Source organism: Enterococcus hulanensis (genome assembly GCF_005405485.1).
GTDB classification, from domain to species: domain Bacteria; phylum Bacillota; class Bacilli; order Lactobacillales; family Enterococcaceae; genus Enterococcus_A; species Enterococcus_A hulanensis.
This window is the reverse complement of record NZ_BJED01000034.1, coordinates 1-21990: the sequence shown is the minus strand read 5'-3', so window position 1 is coordinate 21990 and position 21990 is coordinate 1. Positions and strand designations below refer to the sequence as shown.

Annotated in this window: 22 protein-coding genes, 1 pseudogene and 1 other annotated feature; of the genes and pseudogenes, 11 read left to right on the top strand and 12 right to left on the bottom strand. The window is 40.1% G+C overall.

The annotated features are described in order from the left end of the window. Positions 1–30: 30 nt before the first annotated feature. From FFR60_RS22120 to FFR60_RS22110, 3 genes are read left to right on the top strand one after another with little or no spacing between them, the layout of a single operon-like run. On the top strand, positions 31–993 hold the full coding sequence (locus tag FFR60_RS22120) for an ROK family protein (RefSeq protein WP_137665856.1): 963 nt from the start codon (positions 31–33) through the stop codon (positions 991–993). Continuing rightward, on the top strand, positions 986–3367 hold the full coding sequence (locus FFR60_RS22115) for a glycoside hydrolase family 9 protein (protein ID WP_137665855.1): 2382 nt from the start codon (positions 986–988) through the stop codon (positions 3365–3367). Before FFR60_RS22120 ends, FFR60_RS22115 begins: the two co-directional genes overlap by 8 nt. A 39-nt stretch (positions 3368–3406) precedes the next feature. Then, positions 3407–4717, top strand: coding sequence for a PTS sugar transporter subunit IIC (locus FFR60_RS22110; RefSeq protein ID WP_137665854.1), 1311 nt, complete (start codon positions 3407–3409; stop codon positions 4715–4717). 41 nt (positions 4718–4758) lie between these two features. On the opposite strand, the gene FFR60_RS22105 is transcribed toward FFR60_RS22110, so the two are convergent. The 6 genes from FFR60_RS22105 to FFR60_RS22085 form a co-directional block, all read right to left on the bottom strand. Beyond that, positions 4759–5379 (bottom strand): hypothetical protein, encoded by a 621-nt coding sequence (locus FFR60_RS22105; RefSeq protein ID WP_137665853.1) that lies wholly within the window; start codon positions 5377–5379, stop codon positions 4759–4761. Further along, entirely contained in the window at positions 5363–6289 is a 927-nt protein-coding gene (locus FFR60_RS22100; RefSeq protein WP_249355073.1) for an ABC transporter permease, read from the bottom strand. The genes FFR60_RS22105 and FFR60_RS22100 overlap by 17 nt, the downstream gene beginning before the upstream one ends. A gap of 48 nt (positions 6290–6337) precedes the next feature. Next, positions 6338–6574 (bottom strand): hypothetical protein, encoded by a 237-nt coding sequence (locus FFR60_RS23045; RefSeq protein WP_249355071.1) that lies wholly within the window; start codon positions 6572–6574, stop codon positions 6338–6340. A gap of 1 nt (position 6575) precedes the next feature. After that, the gene (locus FFR60_RS22095; protein WP_249355069.1) at positions 6576–7460 is read right to left on the bottom strand and encodes an ABC transporter ATP-binding protein; all 885 of its coding nucleotides are present in this window, start codon (positions 7458–7460) and stop codon (positions 6576–6578) included. A gap of 80 nt (positions 7461–7540) precedes the next feature. Next, on the bottom strand, positions 7541–8689 hold the full coding sequence (locus tag FFR60_RS22090) for a HAMP domain-containing sensor histidine kinase (RefSeq protein ID WP_137665852.1): 1149 nt from the start codon (positions 8687–8689) through the stop codon (positions 7541–7543). Continuing rightward, entirely contained in the window at positions 8677–9348 is a 672-nt protein-coding gene (locus FFR60_RS22085; RefSeq protein WP_137665851.1) for a response regulator transcription factor, read from the bottom strand. Before FFR60_RS22085 ends, FFR60_RS22090 begins: the two co-directional genes overlap by 13 nt. Positions 9349–9535: 187 nt before the next feature. Next, positions 9536–9778 (top strand) — a binding site (T-box leader). A 316-nt stretch (positions 9779–10094) separates the two neighbouring features. Between FFR60_RS22085 and FFR60_RS22080 the strand changes: the two genes are divergently transcribed. Then, the gene (locus tag FFR60_RS22080; RefSeq protein WP_137665850.1) at positions 10095–11198 is read left to right on the top strand and encodes a 5-methyltetrahydropteroyltriglutamate--homocysteine S-methyltransferase; all 1104 of its coding nucleotides are present in this window, start codon (positions 10095–10097) and stop codon (positions 11196–11198) included. A 68-nt stretch (positions 11199–11266) separates the two neighbouring features. On the opposite strand, the gene FFR60_RS22075 is transcribed toward FFR60_RS22080, so the two are convergent. From FFR60_RS22075 to FFR60_RS22065, 4 genes are all read right to left on the bottom strand, one after another. Continuing rightward, the gene (locus FFR60_RS22075) at positions 11267–11629 is read right to left on the bottom strand and encodes a RidA family protein (protein ID WP_137665849.1); all 363 of its coding nucleotides are present in this window, start codon (positions 11627–11629) and stop codon (positions 11267–11269) included. A 288-nt stretch (positions 11630–11917) separates the two neighbouring features. Continuing rightward, complete coding sequence (locus FFR60_RS22070; RefSeq protein WP_171005010.1) at positions 11918–12340, bottom strand: CPBP family intramembrane glutamic endopeptidase; 423 nt, start codon at positions 12338–12340, stop codon at positions 11918–11920. After that, on the bottom strand, positions 12333–12461 hold the full coding sequence (locus FFR60_RS23115; protein ID WP_283205017.1) for a hypothetical protein: 129 nt from the start codon (positions 12459–12461) through the stop codon (positions 12333–12335). The genes FFR60_RS22070 and FFR60_RS23115 overlap by 8 nt, the downstream gene beginning before the upstream one ends. Before the next feature lie 103 nt (positions 12462–12564). After that, on the bottom strand, positions 12565–13059 hold the full coding sequence (locus FFR60_RS22065; RefSeq protein WP_137665847.1) for a TetR/AcrR family transcriptional regulator: 495 nt from the start codon (positions 13057–13059) through the stop codon (positions 12565–12567). Between the two features lie 255 nt (positions 13060–13314). On the opposite strand from FFR60_RS22065, the gene trhO reads away from it, so the two are divergent. The 7 genes from trhO (at position 13315) to FFR60_RS22030 (ending at position 19568) form a co-directional block, all read left to right on the top strand. Beyond that, complete coding sequence (trhO, locus tag FFR60_RS22060) at positions 13315–14253, top strand: oxygen-dependent tRNA uridine(34) hydroxylase TrhO (RefSeq protein ID WP_137665846.1); 939 nt, start codon at positions 13315–13317, stop codon at positions 14251–14253. 107 nt (positions 14254–14360) lie between these two features. Then, positions 14361–14972 carry a hypothetical protein gene (locus FFR60_RS22055; RefSeq protein ID WP_137665845.1) on the top strand — a complete coding sequence of 204 codons (612 nt, stop codon included), beginning with the start codon at positions 14361–14363 and terminating at the stop codon, positions 14970–14972. Between the two features lie 169 nt (positions 14973–15141). Beyond that, the gene (locus tag FFR60_RS22050; RefSeq protein ID WP_088933465.1) at positions 15142–15849 is read left to right on the top strand and encodes a helix-turn-helix domain-containing protein; all 708 of its coding nucleotides are present in this window, start codon (positions 15142–15144) and stop codon (positions 15847–15849) included. 214 nt (positions 15850–16063) lie between these two features. Continuing rightward, the gene (locus FFR60_RS22045) at positions 16064–17233 is read left to right on the top strand and encodes a glycoside hydrolase family 3 protein (RefSeq protein ID WP_137665844.1); all 1170 of its coding nucleotides are present in this window, start codon (positions 16064–16066) and stop codon (positions 17231–17233) included. A gap of 110 nt (positions 17234–17343) precedes the next feature. After that, entirely contained in the window at positions 17344–18567 is a 1224-nt protein-coding gene (locus FFR60_RS22040; protein WP_137665843.1) for an MFS transporter, read from the top strand. Between the two features lie 330 nt (positions 18568–18897). Then, positions 18898–19164 (top strand): carboxymuconolactone decarboxylase family protein, encoded by a 267-nt coding sequence (locus FFR60_RS22035; RefSeq protein WP_137665842.1) that lies wholly within the window; start codon positions 18898–18900, stop codon positions 19162–19164. A 92-nt stretch (positions 19165–19256) separates the two neighbouring features. Then, positions 19257–19568 carry a hypothetical protein gene (locus FFR60_RS22030; protein WP_137665841.1) on the top strand — a complete coding sequence of 104 codons (312 nt, stop codon included), beginning with the start codon at positions 19257–19259 and terminating at the stop codon, positions 19566–19568. Between the two features lie 264 nt (positions 19569–19832). On the opposite strand, the pseudogene FFR60_RS23250 reads toward FFR60_RS22030, so the two are convergent. Together FFR60_RS23250 and FFR60_RS22025 are read right to left on the bottom strand one after the other, a co-directional pair. Next, positions 19833–20350: pseudogene (locus FFR60_RS23250) on the bottom strand (transposase); the annotation flags it as partial. Between the two features lie 17 nt (positions 20351–20367). Then, entirely contained in the window at positions 20368–20931 is a 564-nt protein-coding gene (locus FFR60_RS22025) for a hypothetical protein (RefSeq protein ID WP_137665840.1), read from the bottom strand. Positions 20932–21990 lie beyond the last annotated feature (1059 nt).

Genomic DNA, 21990 nt, shown 5'->3' with positions numbered 1-21990 from the left:
TGGTAACGTTGCCACGGATTGAGGTGCAGAATGACACAAACGGTTTTAGCAGTTGATTTAGGCGGAACCAAGATATTAATTGGGGAAGTCACGCCTGCTGGAGAGATTCTTACAAGTGAGAAATACCCTTCAACGGTCGTCGATCAACGCAGTGCAACAGAAAAAATAAAAGCAGCAATCAAAAACTATTTGCAGCAGCACAGCATACAAGGAGATCTAATTGGGATCGGCATGTGTGTCGTCGGCCGCGTTGATACTGATCGCGGGCAATGGATGGAGATTCATCCGGGATTGTCTGATCCGATCTTTTTAGCGGATGAGATTACACAAACCTTTCAATTACCATGTTGGATCACTAATGATGTATCTGGTGCAGCTTTGGCGGAAAGTATCTTAGGTATCGGTCAGGAAACAGGCAATTTCGTTTATATCAATATTGGAACAGGGATCGCAGCCCGCGTAGTGGCGGACCATCAATTGATTAAAGGCGGTAATTTCAACGTCGGAGAAGTCGGTCATATGGTGGTAGATATGAGAAGTGATGATCTTTGTACCTGCGGCAGAAAAGGCTGTGTCGAACTGTTTGCCTCAGGTTTGGGCATGCATAATCAAACAGTAAAATTTGCCCCTGATTATCCAAACACGATGTTAATGATTGAAGAGGGGAAACGTGTGACCTTCCAAGAATTGATTGGGGCATATGAAGCCAACGATCCCCTAGCAAGAAAAGTAGTCGACCAAGCATTACAAGCTGTAGCGGCTTTAACGATGAATTTGATTCGTGTAAGTGACCCGGAAGCGATCGTTTTTGGCGGCGGTGTAATGAACGATGGATGGTTTTTGAATCATTTGGTAACGTTTCTAAATGCGAAAACGATCCGCTTTATCACTAAAGGGATGCGTGTCACAACACTTAATCCAAACGAAGTTGCGTTAAAAGGAGCTGCAACATTGGCTTTTATGATGAAGAAAGGAGTAAAAACGTATGCGTGATTTTAAACAGGACGTAAAAGCATCAGGTTATACTCATCGACCATTGCCATTAGACAGCAGTCGTTCATTTGAAAAGCAGCAATTAGAAAAAGAGACGATCACGAATCGTCGGCCATTGACTGATAATTTTCAAAACTGGCAGCAGCGCGGTCGTGGAGAGATCAAGCAAACGGAAGAAACAGTCACTTTATTGAGTGCCACGCGTTATGACACATGGGCTAAAGGTGCACCGGAAGATGGCGACTATGTCAATTTTGGCGAAGTCGGAGCCTATCTGCCTATTCCACGCGAAGACTGGTCCGAATTTACCCAAATCAAACTAGATATCGCAGCGGAATGTGTCAATGTCATCAATCCGAATATTACGATCACGCTGGAAAATGATGGCGAAAACAAGATTCCGGATATCTATAACCGCGAAGGAACCCATGTCATCAATTTAGAAGGACAAGCCAAACGCACGTATGTATTAGACATCAGCAATTTACCAAGAGATGTGGTAACGGGGATTCGTATTTTTACTGGAGCGAATGGCTCCTACATGAACCTGCAAGGTAAGCTTAGTTACACCATCAGCAGTTTATTTTTAGAGCAGAACCAAAATAGTACTTCTGCAAAAGGCTGGAAGGTGCCAAGTCAAGAAATCGTCTTTTCCCATATCGGCTATCATCCGGATTATTCAAAGACAGCAATTATCAATTCCGAGGATTTTACTGCAACGACATTTGAGCTTAAGTCAGCAGATACAGTTATTTTCCAAGGCGAAATTCAAAAAACAAAAACGGAAAACGGCACGTTTGGTGTACTAGATTTTTCAACAGTGAAAGAATCAGGAACGTATTATTTACAAATCGCTGATACGAAAACGCCAAACTTTCAAATCGGTGCAGTCTCAACGCTGAAAGCCGATTCGATTTGGAAATCCTTGAACTTCATTTTCTGCGAACGCTGCGGCTGTCCTGTTCATGGAATTCACGGAACCTGCCACGAAGATTTGACAGTGGAATATAAAGGTTCGTTAGTGAGCTTTAACGGAGGCTGGCATGATGCGGGCGATCTTTCGCAGCAATTGGTTCAAACTGCAGAAGTGACCAGCAGTTTATTTGAAGTCGCAGAAACAGTCAAAGATCAACCAGACCTTTATCTGCGTTTAATCGAAGAGGGTGAGTGGGGAATCGATTTTATCCTGAAAACTCGTTTAGATGAAGGCGACCGGGTTACTAGTGCCGGAATCACTCGCTGGACAGATAATCGGATCGGTACGATGGATGACGCTGTTCCGCGCATTCATAACAGTCCCTATGACAATTTCTTGATTACAGGTTTGTTGGCGAAAATTATTAAATCCTTGCCGCAAGATTATGCGATGAGATCCCAACTGCTGCAGGTCGTAAAAGAAGATTATCAGTACGCATTTGCCGGTTTCAAAAAAACAGGCTTCAAGCATGAACCGATTTTCTGGGAGCATACCTATAACACATCTAAGAGCCTTTTCTTAGCGACAATGTCATGGACAGCAGCGTTGATGTATCAATTGACTGCAGAAGAAACGTATCAAGAACAAATGACGGAATGGTTTGACGAACTGCTCACTTGCCAAGAACAAACAGGTCTGGACTTGTCTGACGGAACGATACTTAAAGGGATGTTCTATCGTGATGAGACACATAAAGTCTTTCAACATTTCAATCACCAAGCCCGAGAGCACTTGTATGCGTTGGCCTTTGAAGAGGTTCTAGCAGCTTCACCGAAGCATGCCAAAGCAGAAAAATGGTTAGAGCATGCCAATGAATACGGCGATTATTTGGATTATTTAGGCCAATTTACTGACCCTTACCCAATGTATGCCAGCGGAATCTATCGTGAAGATGAATGGCAGGATAAGGAAAGCTTTTACAGACAGCATCTATTAGTCGATGACGAAGCAGAAGTTAGCTACCAAGAACAACTAAAACAAGGAATCAAAATTGGCGACGGTTTATATATCAAACGATTTCCTGTTTGGTTCTCTTTCCGCGGCAATAACGGCATTTTACTTTCGATGGGTAAAAGTGCAGCGGTTCTGGGCCGATTACTCAATCGACCAGCACTGCTAGATAAAGGACATCAACAGCTGCAATGGATGGTCGGAAAAAATCCCTTCGGACAATCGATGATCTATGGAGAAGGTTACAACTATCCGCAGCAATATTCGGTTTCTTCTGGGGAGTTAACAGGTGAGATGCCTGTTGGAATGCAGACGTTTGGAAATGAGGACCAGCCGTATTGGCCTCAATTCAACAACGCGACGTATAAAGAAGTGTGGGTCGGTGTCGCAGGCAAATGGCTGTCACTCGTTGCTGAATTAATTAAATCTGAAAAAGGATATCAGTAGAAAAATGAATCACAAAATATGAAAAAGGAGATTAAAACAATGATGAAAGATGGCGCATTTAATAAAGAAGCTTTAGGAGAAAAAGTGGCAAATTATGCGAATAAGATCGCAAGCAATCGTTTTATCGGAGCGATCCGCGATGCCTTTGCGAGCACTATTCCTATTACGATCACCGCAGCATTCTTTTTATTGGTAAATAATGTCTTATTAACAGAAGAAACTGGTCTATTGCGCGGTATTCCAGGTCGTGCGGTTATTTCTGAAATTTGTGTTCAGGCTTATAATGGAACTTTAGGTATTTTAGGTTTGATGGTCACTTTCTTGATCGGGCTACGCATAGCACGTTCGTATGATGCTGATGGTGCGCTAGAAGGGATCGTTGCGCTAGCTTCTTACGTTGCATTGGTTCCTAACGTGATTAATATCACCGGAACTGACGGAACAGCACTGGAAACAGCGGGAGCATTGACTCAAACATATACGAGTGCTTCTGCAATGCTGTTAGGGATTATCGCTGCTTTAGTCAGTGTACCGATGGTAGTCAAACTGACGAATAATCCGCGTTTAAAAATTAAAATGCCAGATAGTGTACCTCCAGCAATCGCGAAATCATTCAACAGTCTGATTCCTACTTTTCTAACGATTAGCGTATTTGCCATCGTTGAAGTGGGCTTGCGTACAGCAACTGGTTTGACGATTCCAGAAATTATTATCAATATATTACAAGCGCCATTAGTTGGAGGATTCCAAACACTACCAGGTATTTTATTGTATGTTTTCTTATCGACCTTCGTCTTTATTTTCGGTATCCATGGTGCGTTTGTTTTTGGTGCGATCTCAGGTCCGGTCTTGTTGACATCATTACAACAAAACGTAGATGCTATTAATGCTGGTTCTGCTGCACCGAATATCGTGACTCAGCCTTTCCTTGATGCGTATGTCTATATGGGCGGCGGCGGAACGATGATCTGTTTAGTGATTGCTTTATTGATTTTTTCAAAAAGAGAAGATCAGCGTATGATCGCAAAACTAGGCGGGGTGTCAAACTTATTCAACATCAGTGAGCCGATCATGTTTGGTTTACCAATCGTTTTCAACCCAGTCTATGCAATTCCTTTCTGTGTTGTACCGATGGTTTCGACGATCCTAGCTTATGTTGCAACAAGCTTGCACTTAGTGAATCCAACCTATATTTTGATTCCTTGGGTAACTCCGCCAGTGCTATCAGGTTATCTAGCTACTGCGGGTGATATCCGGGCAGCGATTTTACAATTGGTGATTATCGCGGTGGGTGTCTTTATCTACATGCCATTCGTATTAATCTCAAATAAAATGGAAGAAACTGTATAGTAAAAATGCGTAACAGAGAATAGCTTCTGTTACGCATTTTTTTATACTCTTCTCTTCGCCAACATAAAACTAACAAGTACGAGTGCTACTCCGCTAATAAAAAGCACAAGCTTAGAAGTCGTATCCTGTTCATTCAAAGTAAAGAGATAGAAAATTTTTAAGTATTTATCGCCGGTAAACAAGCTAGCTACATAATAGCCCAAAGGAAGAATCAAACCTGCGACAGGCTGAACGGTTAAAGCGAAACCAAAGGCAAACAAACCACCCATAAATAAAGTATTTGCTAGACCGCCAAAGAGGAAGCGGCCAAATGCGATCGCAGCATTACTTTGCTTAAAGATCAGCAAGCAGCCGCAGGTCAACAGGAACAAGGCTAGCATGATCTGGATAAAGCGCAGGAATAAAATATTTACATAAGCAAACCGTTTCGTCTTGATCAATGAGGTTGTTTCCTCGGAGCCATCCGGCAGATAGAGCGGCAGGAATAAAATCAATCCAATCAAAGGGAAAAAGCGTTCGTAAATTTCAGCGCTTTGTATTATAGAAGCATTCTCTACGCCAAATAAAAATGGAAAAAGTAGCGTGAGCACAAGAGCAGCGATCACCGCCGGATAAAAATGAAATCGCCAGAAAACAATCGAAACTTTAGCGAGGATGTCCATAGTGAATCCTCCCTCTTCGTTTTAAATCAAAGATGACACAGCTGATCAAAAAGCAAATCACTCCAAGTGCGAACCAAAAGACGCGATTGACGACCAACTCGGTAAAGATGCCTTCGAACAATTCTCGTGACCCAACAGCATTGAAACGCGGAATCAGATTTAAGCCAATACTGCCGACTACCTGCCGACCATTGACCAGCAGTGAAAGCAGCCAAAGCCCTAATTGGAAAAGAACACTGACCAATCCATTGAATAAGGTAGTCACAAGAAAACTAATTCCAACGACGGCAACGATCGTAGGCAATAACCAGCCGAGAATATATTGATAAAAGAGGAATAAACTACCAGTATGCTGGTACTTTTGCGCGACATAAACCGACTGAAAGGCGGGCAAAAAACTAAACACAATGACTGGCAGCAAAATCAATATTACTGTTGCTAAAAAACGGGTTCCCTGCAATTTAAAAGAAGAGATCCTTTTTGTCTGAATCACCAGCTGACTTTGGGAGCGTCTATCTCTCAAGACGACCGTCGCTGCTACAAAAACAGGAACCAAAGCCAAAATGATACCTAAATAATCACAGGTCATCCGAGCATATGCACCAGATACGCGATCTTTCGTTAAAGTTGTCTGGAAGTTATGGTTGGCTTCTTCGTAATTTAATTTTTTATACGATTGATGCAAGTAAGTATTTTTAGCAAAGTCAGAACCTTTCCCGATGTTTTTTTCGACCTCAGTCATATCCTTCTCGAAATGTTTGTAGGTATAGCTTTTTGCGATTGGTATTTTTTCAGCCATAGTGAATGGATTGAATTGTTGTGCAGGCGTACTTGTCATGTGACTTGTTTGTATTTGATTCAGTTGATTGATCGAACGACCGGTAGCTCGTTCGATTATTTTTTCTATCACTGCCTGATCCGATTTCGATGGCTTGACGGTTTTTAGAAAGCCCAAGGGCTAGGTGTTGTAGCTTTCGTTATTGTATTGCTGTAGCAGGTTATAAATTGTCTGCTGTTGGATGTCCTTCTTATTTGTGGTATGTGCAATTCCATAGTCACTTTGGCCTGGTTCGGGTTGTTTTAACGAAATAAAATCAGAGCCTAATTGCGTAAAAAGAAAGACGCCAATGAAGAGGACCGCCAACCAATAAGTTAAGCCTCTGAAAGTCAAAGATAGTTCCTTTTTCAGCAACATATTAATCCCCGCCTTTCATCAATAATAGGTAGAGATAGGCGTCTTCTAATGTTGGGCGCTCTTCGATCACGAGGGGATGCTGCATGATCTGTGCCTGCGGATTGCCGATAAAACGCAGGTGAGAGGTGCTGCCTTCTTGCTGCAGACTGATGATTTGGACTTGCTTTTTGGCAGTGCTTAACTCCGTTCGCGGGACTTGGACACTAAAAATTTTCCCTTGAGCGTTTAATAGTAGCTGCTCGATCGAATCTGAAAATATGATCCGGCCTTGTTCTAAGATCGCCACATTTTCTGCGGTTGCTTCAATATCACCAGCAATATGAGTAGAGAGTAGGACAATTTTATTTTCACTGACCTCGGCTAATAAATTACGAAACCTCAGCCGTTCCTCGGGGTCTAATCCGGCCGTTGGTTCATCCACCACTAAAATTTTCGGATCATTCAGTAGTGCTTGAGCGATTCCCAACCGTCGTTTCATTCCGCCAGACATGGCTTTAACTTTGACATTTTTATGAATCGTCAGATTAACTTGATCCAATAAAGCGTTGATGCGGGTTCGTCGAGTTCGTTTATCCAGCTCTGAAAGGACAGCAAAATAATCCAATGCCTGATAAGCGGTCATATTGCCGTACATTGAAAACTCCTGCGGCAAAAAACCGATGATCGAACGAATCTTCTTTTGATCGTGAATATCGATCCCGTTCATTCGAATCTCACCCTCATTGGTCGGCAGTAAAGTGACTAAGGTTTTCATTAGCGTCGTTTTACCAGCGCCGTTGCGCCCCAATAAGCCAAACATGCCTGTAGAAATTGACAGATTGATATCGTAGAGAACTTGCTTTTTGCCATAATATTGATTTAAATGATTGATGTCGATTTGCATCATCGAGCCCTCCTAATGTGTATTCTCTTATTACCTAAAGGATAATCATCAAATCTCTATAAATTCTCTACAAATGAGATAAATTAATCATTTAAAGCGAAAACCGCAGAGACGATCGCGCCGCCGTCGATACTATTGGCGATTTTCAGGTTGCCGCCATGTTTTTGGGACAAGGCTTCGGCGATGGTCAAGCCGAAGCCAAAATGACTATTCTTATTTTGAGAATAATAAGGCTCCGTTGCTGTCAGCAGTTCTTTTTTTAAAAAACCTGGTCCATCATCCTTCACATAAATAATCAATAGCTTTTCTTGCAGGGTGATCGTGATAGTGATCGTATTTTTTGCAAAGCGATAGGCATTATTCAGCAGATTTTCTATTACTTCATTGATCAGATCGCTATCGTAGCTGGCCGTGATTTTAGGATATTCTTTGATAATCTGCAGGTCCTTTTCTGGGCGATGCTGACGAAGCTCCAGTAAATGTTCTTCAATCTGATTCAGCGGCAGTGCTGTTTTATGCAGCGGACGATCCTCTAATTTCTGTAACTGCTGCATGGTTTCGGAAAAAGAAGTTAGCCGGTTGATGCTGTTCTTGATTTTTCCGGCCGCTTTATCGAAGGTTTCTGGACTCAATCGATCCTGTTCATAATAGGCCTCCATTAGCTCCAGATTATTTTGAATAGTTGCTAAAGGCGTGCGCAAATCATGGGAAAAAGCCGCATTGACCTTTTTCTGATCGTGATACAGTTCATGGAGTTTCTTTTGATTTTCTTGCAGCGTTACTCGCAGATGATCCAAACCTGCTGAGGTCTTTTCAAATTCGTCATAAGTATTGTAGTAGATCGGATGCTGATAATTTCCTTGTTCAATCTGTTCGATGCTTTTTTCCAAGATAGTGATCGGCTGCAAGATACGTTTGCGGTAAAATACCGTCGTCGCAAAATAAATGCCTAAGAAGCCATAAACGAAAACAGCGTAATGACGAATAAATTCTAGTATTCGGATCGACAACAGAGATTTTTTTGAAGGTACCCAAGATAAATATTCCCAAAAATGTGAATCCTGCGCATCCGGCATCAGGATCAGGCGCTCCCAGCTGACACAGATAGAGACCGTGATCAAGGTCGCAAAGACAACCGCCAAAACACCGATAAAAAGATAAAGGAGCAGGCTCTGATCAAGACTGCTTCTTCTGGTAAAGAGACGATCAATAGTATCTTCTAACCAATCCATTTATAGCCCACCCCCCAAACGGTTTGAATAATATCAACCGATGAATAATCGGCGATCTTTTTACGGATTCGGCGAACGTGCTCTGTAATAATAGCGGCGTCGCCTAATTTATCCCAATCCCATAAGTGCTGGTAGATTTCATCTTTTGAAAAAGCTCTGCCGGGATGCTTGGAAAGCAGCTCAACGATCGCGAATTCGACTTTAGTTAAATGAATCTCTTGATTACGAAACAGCAAATTTTTCTGATCGTAATCAATCATCAGTTCTTCGAAATAAGCAATTTTTCGCGTTGCTTGTTTTCTTGTTTCACGTCTAAGATGAGCCTCGATTCGTAAAGCCAGTTCCTTTAAACTGACAGGCTTAACTAAATAATCGTCGCCGCCAATTCTCAATCCTTCAAGTCGACTTTCCTCATCTTCCTTAGCAGACAGAAAAACAATCGGACAGGTGATCTGTTCACGAATCGCTGCACATAATTCGAATCCATCCATTTCCGGCATATTTACATCCAGAATAATAATATTGGGCTGATGTTTCAGCTGTTTTAATCCTGCTAAACCATTGTCCGCGGTATAAACGAGGTAGCCCATCAATTGAAAGTAATCCGCGAATGTTTCAAGCAGATCGCGTTCATCATCAATGATCAGTATTTTTTTCATGATAAACCTCCTGACATTTTTGATTCGTATAAATTAAACCTATCATATTAAATAGAAGGAAGATATTTGCATTAATAGGTGTTTACTCTGTTAATTGCTTTGGCTAAAAACTATAGATAAATTTTTAAGTAGTAAAAAGCGTTTGACAAAAGCAGACCAGCCCGCTATCCTTAACTTAGATTAATATTAAAACACTATGAGAAAGAAAGTAGAAATAAAGATTTCCAGCAGAGAGTCTCGGCAGCTGAAAAGAGACGGAGAGGATTTATTTTGAAAATGGCTTTTGAGTGGATCTTCTGACTAATTAAGAAGGTACGGGGATGTTCCGTTAAACAACAAGAGTCTCCCAGCGATGGGGTACTTATCGAGGCAGTGGCTCGTGAGAACACTGCATAATTAAGGTGGTAACGTATATTTATATGCCCTTAGACAGCTATTCGGCTATCTAAGGGCTTTTTTTGCGAGTCGGTCTTTTCGCAGTATATTGGTTTTGAGAGCTAGATATTTTTATGGTCAATAATAACTCAAGGACTTTAGACCGATCGTATGCGTACGAAAATAAAAGATTTTTTTGTTTAAAAAAAATCATTCCTTTAGCTGAGTTAGCTGCGTGCTTAATCTTTTCTCAGCCTTCGAAAAAGAGACTTCATCAACACGCGGCAACAGCTTTCAAAAGTTTATTTACTTATCCAAGTTATCAATCAGATTTTTTCTGAAATATATACAATAAAAAAGGAGAGAATTTTATGACCAATATTCCATTTCGTTTTGATCAAGTAGGCAGTTTATTAAGACCAGAGAGATTAAAAAAAGCCCGTGAAGAATTCAAGCAAGGGGCGATCACTAGAGAAGCGTTGACTAAAATCGAAGACGAGGAAATCGTTAAAGTAATCCAAAAACAAAAAGAAGCTGGTTTGCAGGCGGTGACGGATGGTGAATTTCGCCGCCGCTGGTGGCACTTGGATTTTATTGCTGGACTAAAAGGGATTACTGTTTTTGATTTCGAAACAACAGCCTTTGGCATTACGACTGAGGCTCAAGGAACTTTTGTCAGCGGACCGCTATCCTTTGATCCAGCGCATCCGTTTTTAGATCATTTCAAATTTACGAAAGAACAAGCAGGAGAGGCGATTGCGAAGCAAACCATTCCGGGACCCAATATGATCTATTTAGATTCATTTATCTTATCGAAGCAATACCATGAAAATCCTGTCTATGCAGATAAAAAAGAGTTCATTCAAGATTTGATTACAACCTATCAAGCAGCGATTCAAGCTTTTTATGATGCAGGCTGCCGTTATTTACAATTAGACGATACGAGCTGGGGCGGATTATTCGATGACCGCTTCCGTGGAATGATCGCGAGCAACGGTTATGATCCGGATGAATTGATCCAAGAGTTTGGAGATATTACCGAAACGGTCCTTTCCAAGAAGCCGACTGATTTAGCGGTGACTTTCCACTTCTGTAAAGGCAACTTCCAATCCCATTGGCTTTATAACGGTTCTTACGACAAAATCGCTGAACGTTTATTAGCCATTACACAATTCAACGGCTTCTTCTTAGAATTTGATGATGAGCGTTCTGGCAGTTTCGAACCTCTGAAGAATATTCACGATCAACGAATTGTTCTAGGCTTAGTTACAACGAAAACGCCAGAATTAGAAGACAAAGAAGCTTTGAAGGCGCGAATCAAAGAAGCTACACAGTTTGTTCCATTAGAACAGCTTTGCTTAAGTCCGCAGTGCGGCTTCTCTTCGACACATGAAGGGAATAAAGTGACTGAAGAAGATCAATGGACTAAATTGAAATTAGTCGTTGAAACGGCGAAAGAAGTTTGGAAGGATTAATAAAGCAAAATGTTCTCAAGAATAATCAAAAAGCGGCTATGACAATTCGTCATAGCCGCTTTTTACGATCAATCACCTAACACGATTGCTTCGATCTCAACAAGGGCATCCATTGGTAATTTTGAAATTTCAATGGCTGTTCGAGCTGGATATTCCGCAGATAACTTTTCTTCAAAGGCTTGATTTACCTCTGAGAACTTAGACAGGTCTGTGAGATAGACGGTTAGTTTAAGCACATCTTCAATTTGAAAATCTTCAATTGATAAGATCGTTTCGATATTTTCAAGACACTGAAGCACTTGATCATAAACAGTGGTTGCCTCAATCGTATTAGTTTCTGGATTGATCGGTAATTGTCCAGAAGTGACTAAGAATTTGCCTTTCTTGCGATACGGACTATAAGGTCCAATAGCTTTCGGTAATTTTTTCATGGCGAGCTTCCTCTCTTAATAAATTCCATTACTATTGTATCCGTTTACAACCGGCAGGTGGGGATTATAACAAGATATTCCAAATAACTTTAGGAGATTCTAATCAAGGAGGATTAAAGCCGGGCTATTTTTATAAATATTTTTTCCCATTGGCTTTACAATGGTTTACGACAAAATCATCAGAATTAGAAGATAAAGAAAACTTGAAGCAGCGAAAGAAGTTTAGACAGACTACAAATTTATCCAACAAAAATTCCTGCGACCAATTATAGTCGCAGGGATTTTTGCTTAACGAAATACCTCAATGATGATCATAATCAAAGGAATCGCATTGAGTGCTCCGTGAGAAATGATTCCGACCCAGGTATTCTTCGATTTATAGATGGCAAAGGTAAAGAAGAGAGCAAAAGGGATCAGCATTACTAACTGCCATTTCCAAAAGAAGTGCCACAGCCCCCACATCAATCCATGAATCAGCCATGCTTTGGTGCCGAAGCGTTCGACTTGTCTAGGCAGGATGATTCCACGCCATAAGAATTCTTCACTAAAGATGTTAAAAAACCAGCCAATGAAATAGACGATGGGGAGCCAATATTGACCAGCTAAGGAATAGTCCATCATCGTTCCGCTGATCGCTGCTTTGTTTGGATTGATTTCGGCCGGGAAAAAGCTGGGAGGACTGAAAAAAGAATGCTGCGCTAAATTATTCATGATAGGCGTAGTTGTTGCTGCTAGTATCAGATAAACCAAAATGATCCCAAGTATCCAAAACCAATCTGATCTTTTTAGGCGAGTCAAGTTCAAGCGTTGTTTGAACGCTGAAAGCTGCCAAGGGTTTCCTTCTTTTCTGTATAGTACCAGCGCCGTAATGAACATAAAAACGAAGGGAAGATAAAAGAGGACCAGATAGCCTTTGATAAAGGGAACGCCGGCAGCTATAAGAGCTGGGATTCCTTCAAGTAGGAAATCACGCCAAAGGTTTCGAGATCAGTAGGGTCGATACCAAAAAGTTCGGCGATTTGTTGAAAATTATTGGTTTGCTTTTGTTCTACTGAAGCCTTCGCTTTAGCCGGCAGTTTCTCCGTCAAAGATTCCATATCCTCTGGTCGTAAATAAAGTACGATACTGTCTTTCGATAAATATATTTCCTTTAATGCTGTAGTGACCTTCTCACGAAAATCGCCTGTCTTATAATCAATTGCCAGGATTGTTTGAAAAAGTTTCTGCTCACTTTTTTGAATGACATGAAAGAGCAGCTCTTCTTTTGATCGGTAATAATTGTAGAATGTTCCTTTGGCGATGCCGACTGCCTGGATGATATCCTCCACCGTAATTTTCTTCATGCCTTTTTCTTTAATCAATTGGATGGTGTGATGATACATGGCTTCTCTAAGTTCCTTTTTCTCTTCTTCCGTTACTATTTTCGGCATATTCTTCTCCCTTTTAAATAAGTAGTTTTTTTAGTGCGTTTATTCTGACTGTAAAGTTCAAAATAAACCCTGTCCTATCAAGGAAAACTCTGGTCGGTGAATTTAAGAATTTAAAAATGGACAGGATTTTTTTGGTTACATAGAGAAATGTTTCGCAGCTTCTTCGATTGTATATAATTCCACAAGCATCAAGTTCGAAAAAACGGTTTCCATCTCCTATAGTAGTAATGGACCAAAGAAACAGGAGGAATCACCATGAATTATCGAGTATTACTTTACTATAACTATACAACCATTGAAGACCCCGAGGCTTTTGCGCAAGAACACTTGGCTTTTTGTCGGGAATTAGATATTAAGGGTCGTATTTTAGTCGCACCGGAAGGAATCAATGGAACTCTATCTGGAACGAAGGAAGCGACTGATCGCTATATGGAGGTCATGCTGGCAGATGAACGTTTTAAAGATACGTACTTTAAGATGGATGAAAGCGAAGGGCATGCCTTTAAAAAATTATTTGTTCGACCTCGCACAGAGCTGGTGGCTTTGCATTTAGAAGAGGACATCGATCCGCGCCAATTGACTGGAAATTATTTGAAGCCGCAAGCTTTTCGCGAAGCTTTATTAGATGAAGACACGGTGGTCATTGATGCTCGCAATGACTATGAATATGATTTGGGGCATTTTCGTGGAGCGGTTCGTCCGGAAATTCATAACTTCCGGGAATTACCGGCTTGGATTCGTGAGAACAAAGAGAAATTTATGGATAAAAAAATCGTGACCTATTGTACCGGCGGAATTCGTTGTGAAAAATTTTCTGGCTGGTTATTGCGTGAAGGGTTCGAGAATGTTGCTCAGCTTCATGGCGGGATCGCCGCATATGGAAAAGACGAAGCGACCCGAGGCGAGCTTTGGGATGGGAAAATGTATGTCTTTGATGAACGCATCAGTGTAGAAATCAATCAAGTCGATAAAAAAGTTATCGGCAAAGAATGGTTTGACGGAACACCATGCGAACGTTACATCAATTGCAGCAACCCTGAATGCAATCGTCAAATGTTAGTCTCTGAAGAAAATGAAGAAAAATATTTAGGCGCTTGTTCGATTGCTTGCGCTCAAAATCCAAACAATCGATATGTAAAAAAGCACCAACTGACGACAGAAGAACGAGATGCCCACTTAGCCATGATTGAATAATAGTGAAACTTTTCAAAAAATTCTCACCCGAACTGTCTTGACACTTCCGGAGTTTTAAACTAAACTAAAGAACGAATAAAGTGTCTTGACATATTGAGGAGGATAAAATGAAAAATAAATCTGTTAGAAACTTGACGATCTCGGCTTTATTGATCGGCTTGGGAATTTTGATCCCAATGGTCATGCCGAAAATCGTGATTGGACCAGCATCATTTACGTTAGCGAGTCATGTTCCAGTATTTATTGCGATGTTCTTTTCACCGCTAGTAGCACTTGCGGTCGTTATCGGAACGACCTTTGGCTTTTTCATTTCGACAACACCGATCATTGCTTTACGCGCTTTTTCTCATTTGATTTTTGCTTTGATTGGAGCCAATTATCTGCAAAGGCATCCGGAGCTTGTTTTGAAAAATGGCAAATTTACTTTAGCCAATGGTCGTTTCCAAGTATTCAATGTCGTGATTGGAATTATCCATGCGGCGGCTGAAATGATCGTTGTATCCGCCTTTTATTTCATGGGAAATATGCCGGATACGTTCTACTCACAGGGCTATCTATATACGGTCTTTATCTTGATGGGGGTCGGCGGATTGGTTCACAGCCTAGTGGATTTCAATATTGCCTACTTTGTGGCAGGGGCTCTGTATAAACAATTTAACTTGCCTATTTTTGAGAAAGCCGTTAAACATGAAAAAGAATTGCATAAGGTAACAGCGTAAACCGTGATAATAAATCACGGTTTTTCTTTATTTAAAAACGAAAAAAGAGAAAAAGTTAGGAATGTTCATAATTTTATTCAATATCATCTAAAAAAAGACCTTTTATTCGCTTAAATTTAAGTTATATTTTATTCATAGTTATTCTTATATAGAAAATGAGGGCGAGTGGATGGTTCGAGTATTAGTTTTAACTAAAAATATTTTGGCGGAAGAAATTATAACCAATAAATTGCAACATTTAAATTATGAAGTGTTTTGTTCTACCAGTATTTTAGATGAAATTCAAATGGATGGGCGTATTCCTGAGTTAGTCAATCATTTCCCAATTATCATTATTGGCGAAACGATTTCAAGCTATGAGATGGAATTGATGCTGCCAAGATTAAAACGACACAGTAAGAGTATTTTACGGGAAGTTGATCATTATCTTAGCGAGGATGAGCGAACAGCTTTAAATGAACTAGGTTTAACGGGGATTGTTCAAAACAGCGACTCGGTTGAAGTATTACGCGAGCAGCTGGCGGAAGTAGCTACCCAATATCATGGCCGGACGTTCGAGCCGGTCGTAACAGAGGAATGTTCACCTGCTGTTGAAGAAGATAAAGGTCTCTCCGCGATGACTTTGATCAATCTTTCTTCACTTGAGCTGCAGGTATTGGAGAAATTGCGCAGCCAGCCGGGTGAAATTATTTCACGGGATGAGTTATGTATGGCTTTATGGGGAAATGTTTCCCAATCACGTTTGGCCCAATTATCTTCCTTAGTGAAAAATATCAAGCTGAAATTGGAGATTCTTGAGGTAGATCAAGAAATTATTCAAACCATTTGGGGCAAAGGGTATCGTGTTCGCAAAGATGTCGCTGTCCAAAACAAATAAACACTGCGTTGAGAAAAAGTAGTCATGCTTTTTCTCAGCGTTTTTTTTGTGGGAAAAATCGAAACGATGCTTTCTTTTCACAAGCTATGCTAAAATAAATCGTAAGCATTAATGATTCAGAATGCTAGACTCACTTTGCAGTTTTACTCAAAATAAATTGAAGAAACTTCAAGGAAGAGGCTAGGACATTCATTCAACTAAGGAGCGCAATAAAGTGAAAAAAAGTATTTTAACGAGCTTGCTGTTTTTCTCAGCGGTAATTATTCTAGCCGCCTGTGGAAATTCTACCAAGAACTCGTCAGTAAATAGTAATTCAACAAAATCAAGCGAAACACCAAAACAAACGGAACAGACGACGGAATCGAAAAATGAGGAAATGACTGTGAAAGAAAAAGTCGCTAAAACAATGCAAGCAATGACGTTAGAAGAAAAAGTCGGGCAACTATTCATGGCGCGGGTGCCAGAACAAAATCAGGAAGCAGATATTCAAAGCTATCATTTGGGAGGCTATCTGCTTTTCGATCGTGACATGGAAGGAAAAGGCCAAGCGGATGTGAAACAAGCGATTGCCAGTTATCAAGAAGCGAGTAAGATTCCGATGTTTATCGGGTCTGATGAAGAAGGCGGAACGGTCAGCCGTTTAAGCAGAAATCAAATCGTGTCCCCAGCGTTTAAAAATCCCCAAACCTTGTATCAGGAAAACGGCTGGGAAGGTATCACTCAGGAAATTGATCGCAAAGCACAGGTTTTTGGCGAGTTAGGTATTCAATTGGGAATGTTCCCGGATGCGGACGTATCGACCGATCCAGAATCCTTCATTTATGATCGGACGATCGGGATGGACGCAGAAGGAACGAGCCACTACGTGAAGCTGAGCGTAGAAGAAATGAGAAAACAAAAGCTTGGTTCAACCTTGAAGCATTTCCCTGGTTATGGAAATAATCGTGATTCGCATGTTGAGATCGTAACAGATACCCGTTCACTGGATGAATTGCGGAAGAGTGATTTTCTGCCCTTTGAAGCAGGGATCAAAGCAGGAGCGGACAGTATCATGGTGTCGCACAATATCGTTCAGGCGATCGACGGCGATCGTCCAGCATCGATCTCAAAACCAGTGCATGATGTGATCCGGAATGAACTAGGTTTTACAGGTGTCATTATGACAGATGATATGGATATGGCAGGTCTAGCGAATTTCATTTCGCAAGAAGAAGCCGGTCTGCAAGCGTTGCAGGCAGGAAACGATCTGATTTTGTCTTCAAGTTACAGCAGTCAGATTCCTTATATTTTAGAAGCAATCAAAAAAGGGGAATACAGCGAACAGCAGCTTGATCAATCGGTGGAACGCCTGTTGACATGGAAAGTTGAATTAGGTTTGATTTAAAGGAGGAATTTGTATGTGCGCGTCTATGCGTTTGAGAATGAATCGAATCGCCAAATAATTAACGTTTGACGAACTTCTTGTTTTGTCAAACGACAAACAAAGGAGCAATTATGGAAAAACAACAATGGAGAAAAAAATATTTAACGATCTTATCTGGCCAGACAGTGTCTTTGATTGGGAGCTCTGCTGTCCAGTTTGCCTTGATTTGGTGGCTGACCAATGAATCTAAATCAGCGATCATGTTGTCTTTAGCTGGATTATCGGCTTACTTGCCGCAAATGTTCTTAGGGCCATTCGTCGGTGTTTGGTTAGATCGGCTGAAGCGAAAATATGTCGTGATTTTTGCGGATTTATTTATGGGTTTAGTCGCATTAGTCCTATCTATCTGGTTTTTAGCAGGTAATCCCGGGTTTCTGGTAGTGATTGCGGCATTATTTTTGCGATCGTTGGCAAATGTGTTCCATACCCCTTCGATCCAAGCAATCGTTCCTTTACTGGTGCCGGAAGAAGAGCTGGTCAAAGCAAACAGCTGGAATCAATTTTTACAATCGGGCGCTTTCATGCTTGGGCCTGTTCTGGGTGCTATGATGTTTGCGGCAATGCCTTTATGGATGATTTTGTTGACGGATTTACTTGGTGCGATAGCCGCTTGTTTGACCTTATGGTTCGTAGAAGTACCGGACATTCCCCGTAGCGAAGAGAGCATGCAGCATTATCTGGAAGAATTAAAAGATGGCTTTCGGGTATTTAAAGAAGATCCGCCTATGCTGATCATCATGTTCTTTTCCTTTTTCATTATGATTTTTTATCTGCCGTTGGGGATATTATTCCCATTAATGACCAATGTCCATTTTGAATTATCGGCGTGGTTTGCTAGTATGGTGGAATTTTCATACGCAGCGGGGATGATGATCAGTGCTTTCTTGATCGGAATGAAGAAGGAATGGCGGGAGAAATTACTTGCGGCACAGTTAGCCAATGTTGGGCTGGGAATCACGTTTATCGGCAGCGGCTTGGCACCAGCGAATTTAACTGGCTATTGGCTGTTTGTCTTTTTCTGTATTCTAATGGGCGGTGTTGGAAATTTATATAATATTCCGTTTACTTCCTATTTACAGGAAACGGTTGCGCCAGAAAAATTAGGTCGGGTCTTTTCACTGTTTGGCAGTGTGATGTCGGCTGCGATGCCGATCGGATTGTTATTGGCGGGACCCTTATCAGAAAAGTTAGGGATCGCAAGATGGTTTCTGATCTCGGGGATTTTGACATTGATCTTTAGTCTTTTATGTTTGGTGTTTTATCGTCGGGCAAAGGTTAAAATCGAAAAAAGTTAAATATGGTGTTTGAGTGATTAATGTTCACTTCAAGGCTTGATCAGCGAATGTAAAATTACATCGTTGGTCAAGTTTTTTTGATTTCTGTAAAATTCAGTCGCAATCTTAGCATTTCTACTGACGATTTCCTGTATATAAGTGTTAGAAAAGGTGATTTCATCGTGGGTTTTATCGGTTTAAAAAAAAGTTCATAAAAATTGGCCAAGATAGTTGTTTTAAATATACTTACTTCTTAATACATGAAAGGAGTAATAAAATGATATAGATTACAAGGAAGACTATACAGATTTAGCTAGGACCCAAGCCGCTTTAAGGAGAAATACTCCTGAAATGATTGGAAAGTTTCAAGAAGTAACTAAGGAAGCATTGAAAGAGAAGTTTCTACCTACGAAAACAAAAGAATTGATTGCAGTAGGAATAGCTGTCTCTGTTCGCTGTGAAAGCTGTATTTTAGGTCATGTACGGGATGCGATTAAAGCCGGAGCAACAATCGAAGAACTCTCTGAAACGATCGAAGTAGCTATCCTGATGGGTGGAGGACATTCAACCGCCTATGGAGCAAAAGCGTTATCCATTGCGGAGCATTTGTTAGGTTAGACAGTATGAATTGCTTGTTTTTTGATTGGAAATGCAAGCCTTTTCAATAAGAGAGAGTGAATAATTGAAAATAAATTTTTAGGAGGATTATCGTGAATCAAGACTTAAAAAAAGTTTTGCGACATAAAAGTGGTGTGCCGTTCCTAGCTGCAAAGGAAAATTGTTGGATCAATTCTGAACGTGTTGAGCTTCCATTAGTCGCAATCAATAATGATCATTTAAAAATCTACTATTATACGTTAGAAGGGGTTGCCAAGAATCTTGAACTAGAAGTGATAGCAATTCTCAGGAATGTATCAGACGAATACGACCCGCTTTTTGACAAGATTAAACGGGCACTGGAAAAGAAAATGAATGAGGTAAAAAAAGAAATCGCTATTCGGAATATCACCTTGGAAAAGTAGTCGAAAGCCTTGTGTCAAACTATTCGTAATAATCCATAAATCAACTAGTGTTAGTCACGATCCTACTACAGAATTTTGGATGAGTAGAAGATAAAGAAATAAAAAACTGAGTATATAGGTGTATGCTAAGAAATTGTTGATAATCAGATTTGTCAACTAAACTGTGGACATGAATTAGGTAAGTTTTCTACCAAATAAATTTTTACCGTACTTTTTAGCTATTATAAGCAAACTGTTAGAACATGTAGTTAAGTGAATCAGTTCTTATGAAAGGTACATAGCATACTTTCCAATTCTAAGAGAGAAAGTCGCGTTGACAATCAACTTGATTGAGTACCATAGATCAGTTACATATTCGAGTGTTTGCCCAATTCATGTGTCGAACGTAAATAAAACAAGTTAAGGAGTGCATTCTCATTGGAGAACACTCCTTTTTAATGACTTTTCTAAAGCTCGAAAGGGCGACTTCAACGGCCTTTATCATGTGTCTGATTTTTCGAATGGCACTACCGAAATAAAAAAATTGTTCAACGTGAGAAAGGTTTCGTTTCCAAGCATCTATTGTGCCAGAATATTGGAACATCAATTTTGAAAGCTGTCAAAAGAGGATTGGGCGACATTGAGAGAAGGGCGCGCCCATATTTCTGTAGCCTTCCTTGTATTCTTTACTTGGAATATATCAAGTGTGTTGCGGACAAGATCAACAATATAGCGTTGAACGATGACGGATAGGAAGATTGCTTTGCTCTTTCTTCGAGACCAGAAACACCACGCATCGGAAGGATTTCTGTAGGTTATATCAATTATTTCTTTTGTCAGGTAAGATAACGCCAAGTTCATTAGCAATTCTATCAATCGCGTCATTATATTTGTCAGACTTATATTTTCGACCAACTATATTATAGAATGTTGCACGTGAGATGTTTTTATTATTGTTTATAAACTTAGTTTTCTCATTATTCTTATAAGCAAGTAGTACTCCCCTGATCGTTTGGGCATGTACTTTCCTTCCGCTTCCAGGAGTATGAAAGTTACCAGTTTTTTTATTCTTATTAACTTCAAGAAGTTGTTTCAATTTTTCGATCTCCTTGTTTTTTAATTTTAATCCATTCATTAAACTAATAACTTGTTTATATCCAATTGCATTATTCCTATTTTCTTTGTCAACCTTTAACTTAAGTTGAGCAATCTCGACGATCAGCCTTTTGTTATGTTCATTTAAATCTATGGCAATATCAATCCATTCAGCTAACATTATTCCTAAAAGTTCCATCTTATTTTGTTCGATTAATTCTTGCGTTATGGATTTGTTTAGGAGCTCTTCCATTCGACGATATCTTTTCTCTAGTTGACTTATACTCATAGTACTCACGCCCTTTTCAGTATTAAAATTTCTGTATAGTTCTATATGTTAAGTATACACTTTTATTAGTGTGGAAAAGATCATTAATGGAAGAAATTTCATACTAACATTTAAGAAAGAGATTCAGAAAATATTTTTAAAAAGAGCAGGTTGAACTGTCATTTTTGATTTAACTGGCGTATTTCTTTTGTAGTAGTTTCCAGCATTATAATCCGATCACCAAGCTAACTCTTGCAGCCCCTATGACGTATACCTTGAGAAAAGAGGACAAGACTGTTCAACTAATGCCTATGAGGATATTAACCTAATGATTATTGATGAAGTTGATCAAAAGATCACCAAAGGAAATTTCCGCTTATTTCATCGACTACTTGCTTAAATGCATCGAATAGTAGAGAGTAACGAACGGGGGATTATTTTCATTGATGTTGTAGAAGCAACAAGAGACAGTTTAATTGCTGCCACTTAGCGTAGAAGAAACATGCCAGTTAAAACCAAAAGTGGCTGAACCCCAACAGGCAATCTTCTGTTTAAGAAACAGAGGTCAGCTTCCTGATCATTTTCTGAAGGTTCGATTTTTATGGACTAAACAAAAAATGCTGGATTTTCTGGTGACGATGAATTGTAAAAAAATTTGAACATGAATGTAACACAAACGGATTGTGTTACATTCGCTAAAATAGCTCTATCTCTTGCGGTCCTAAGGAAATCTCGTTTTTCCTCTGGCCGCTTGTCACTTTTGTTTTTGTTGGCGACAATTTTCCTATTTAAATGGCGTGGATACAACGCATTCACAATAACTCCTTTAGATGTACTGTGACTGTTCTGTCCTTCGCTCCAATTTTCATTAAACGGGGAAATAAAATTAAATTTATTCAAAGAATAGAAAATAAGTGGAGAGATTCTCTTCTGTAAGAGAGAAAGAAGCATTTAATAAAACCTATTCTGAAAAAGAGAGGGTTTGATCACGTGCTATTTCTCTTCTAGCGCGTCAATGTATTAGATTCCTGCCATATTTCCTTGATGGTAAAACTTCGAATAGACACTGGAAACGATTAA

Coding starts and splice junctions, on each gene's coding strand:
- FFR60_RS22120 (WP_137665856.1), top strand. CDS start 31: ATGACACAAACGGTTTTAGCAGTTGATTTAGGCGGAACCAAGATATTA.
- FFR60_RS22115 (WP_137665855.1), top strand. CDS start 986: ATGCGTGATTTTAAACAGGACGTAAAAGCATCAGGTTATACTCATCGA.
- FFR60_RS22110 (WP_137665854.1), top strand. CDS start 3,407: ATGATGAAAGATGGCGCATTTAATAAAGAAGCTTTAGGAGAAAAAGTG.
- FFR60_RS22105 (WP_137665853.1), bottom strand. CDS start 5,379: ATGGACATCCTCGCTAAAGTTTCGATTGTTTTCTGGCGATTTCATTTT.
- FFR60_RS23045 (WP_249355071.1), bottom strand. CDS start 6,574: ATGTTGCTGAAAAAGGAACTATCTTTGACTTTCAGAGGCTTAACTTAT.
- FFR60_RS22095 (WP_249355069.1), bottom strand. CDS start 7,460: ATGATGCAAATCGACATCAATCATTTAAATCAATATTATGGCAAAAAG.
- FFR60_RS22090 (WP_137665852.1), bottom strand. CDS start 8,689: ATGGATTGGTTAGAAGATACTATTGATCGTCTCTTTACCAGAAGAAGC.
- FFR60_RS22085 (WP_137665851.1), bottom strand. CDS start 9,348: ATGAAAAAAATACTGATCATTGATGATGAACGCGATCTGCTTGAAACA.
- FFR60_RS22080 (WP_137665850.1), top strand. CDS start 10,095: ATGACCAATATTCCATTTCGTTTTGATCAAGTAGGCAGTTTATTAAGA.
- FFR60_RS22075 (WP_137665849.1), bottom strand. CDS start 11,629: ATGAAAAAATTACCGAAAGCTATTGGACCTTATAGTCCGTATCGCAAG.
- FFR60_RS22070 (WP_171005010.1), bottom strand. CDS start 12,340: ATGAATAATTTAGCGCAGCATTCTTTTTTCAGTCCTCCCAGCTTTTTC.
- FFR60_RS22065 (WP_137665847.1), bottom strand. CDS start 13,059: ATGCCGAAAATAGTAACGGAAGAAGAGAAAAAGGAACTTAGAGAAGCC.
- trhO (WP_137665846.1), top strand. CDS start 13,315: ATGAATTATCGAGTATTACTTTACTATAACTATACAACCATTGAAGAC.
- FFR60_RS22055 (WP_137665845.1), top strand. CDS start 14,361: ATGAAAAATAAATCTGTTAGAAACTTGACGATCTCGGCTTTATTGATC.
- FFR60_RS22050 (WP_088933465.1), top strand. CDS start 15,142: ATGGTTCGAGTATTAGTTTTAACTAAAAATATTTTGGCGGAAGAAATT.
- FFR60_RS22040 (WP_137665843.1), top strand. CDS start 17,344: ATGGAAAAACAACAATGGAGAAAAAAATATTTAACGATCTTATCTGGC.
- FFR60_RS22035 (WP_137665842.1), top strand. CDS start 18,898: ATGATTGGAAAGTTTCAAGAAGTAACTAAGGAAGCATTGAAAGAGAAG.
- FFR60_RS22025 (WP_137665840.1), bottom strand. CDS start 20,931: ATGAGTATAAGTCAACTAGAGAAAAGATATCGTCGAATGGAAGAGCTC.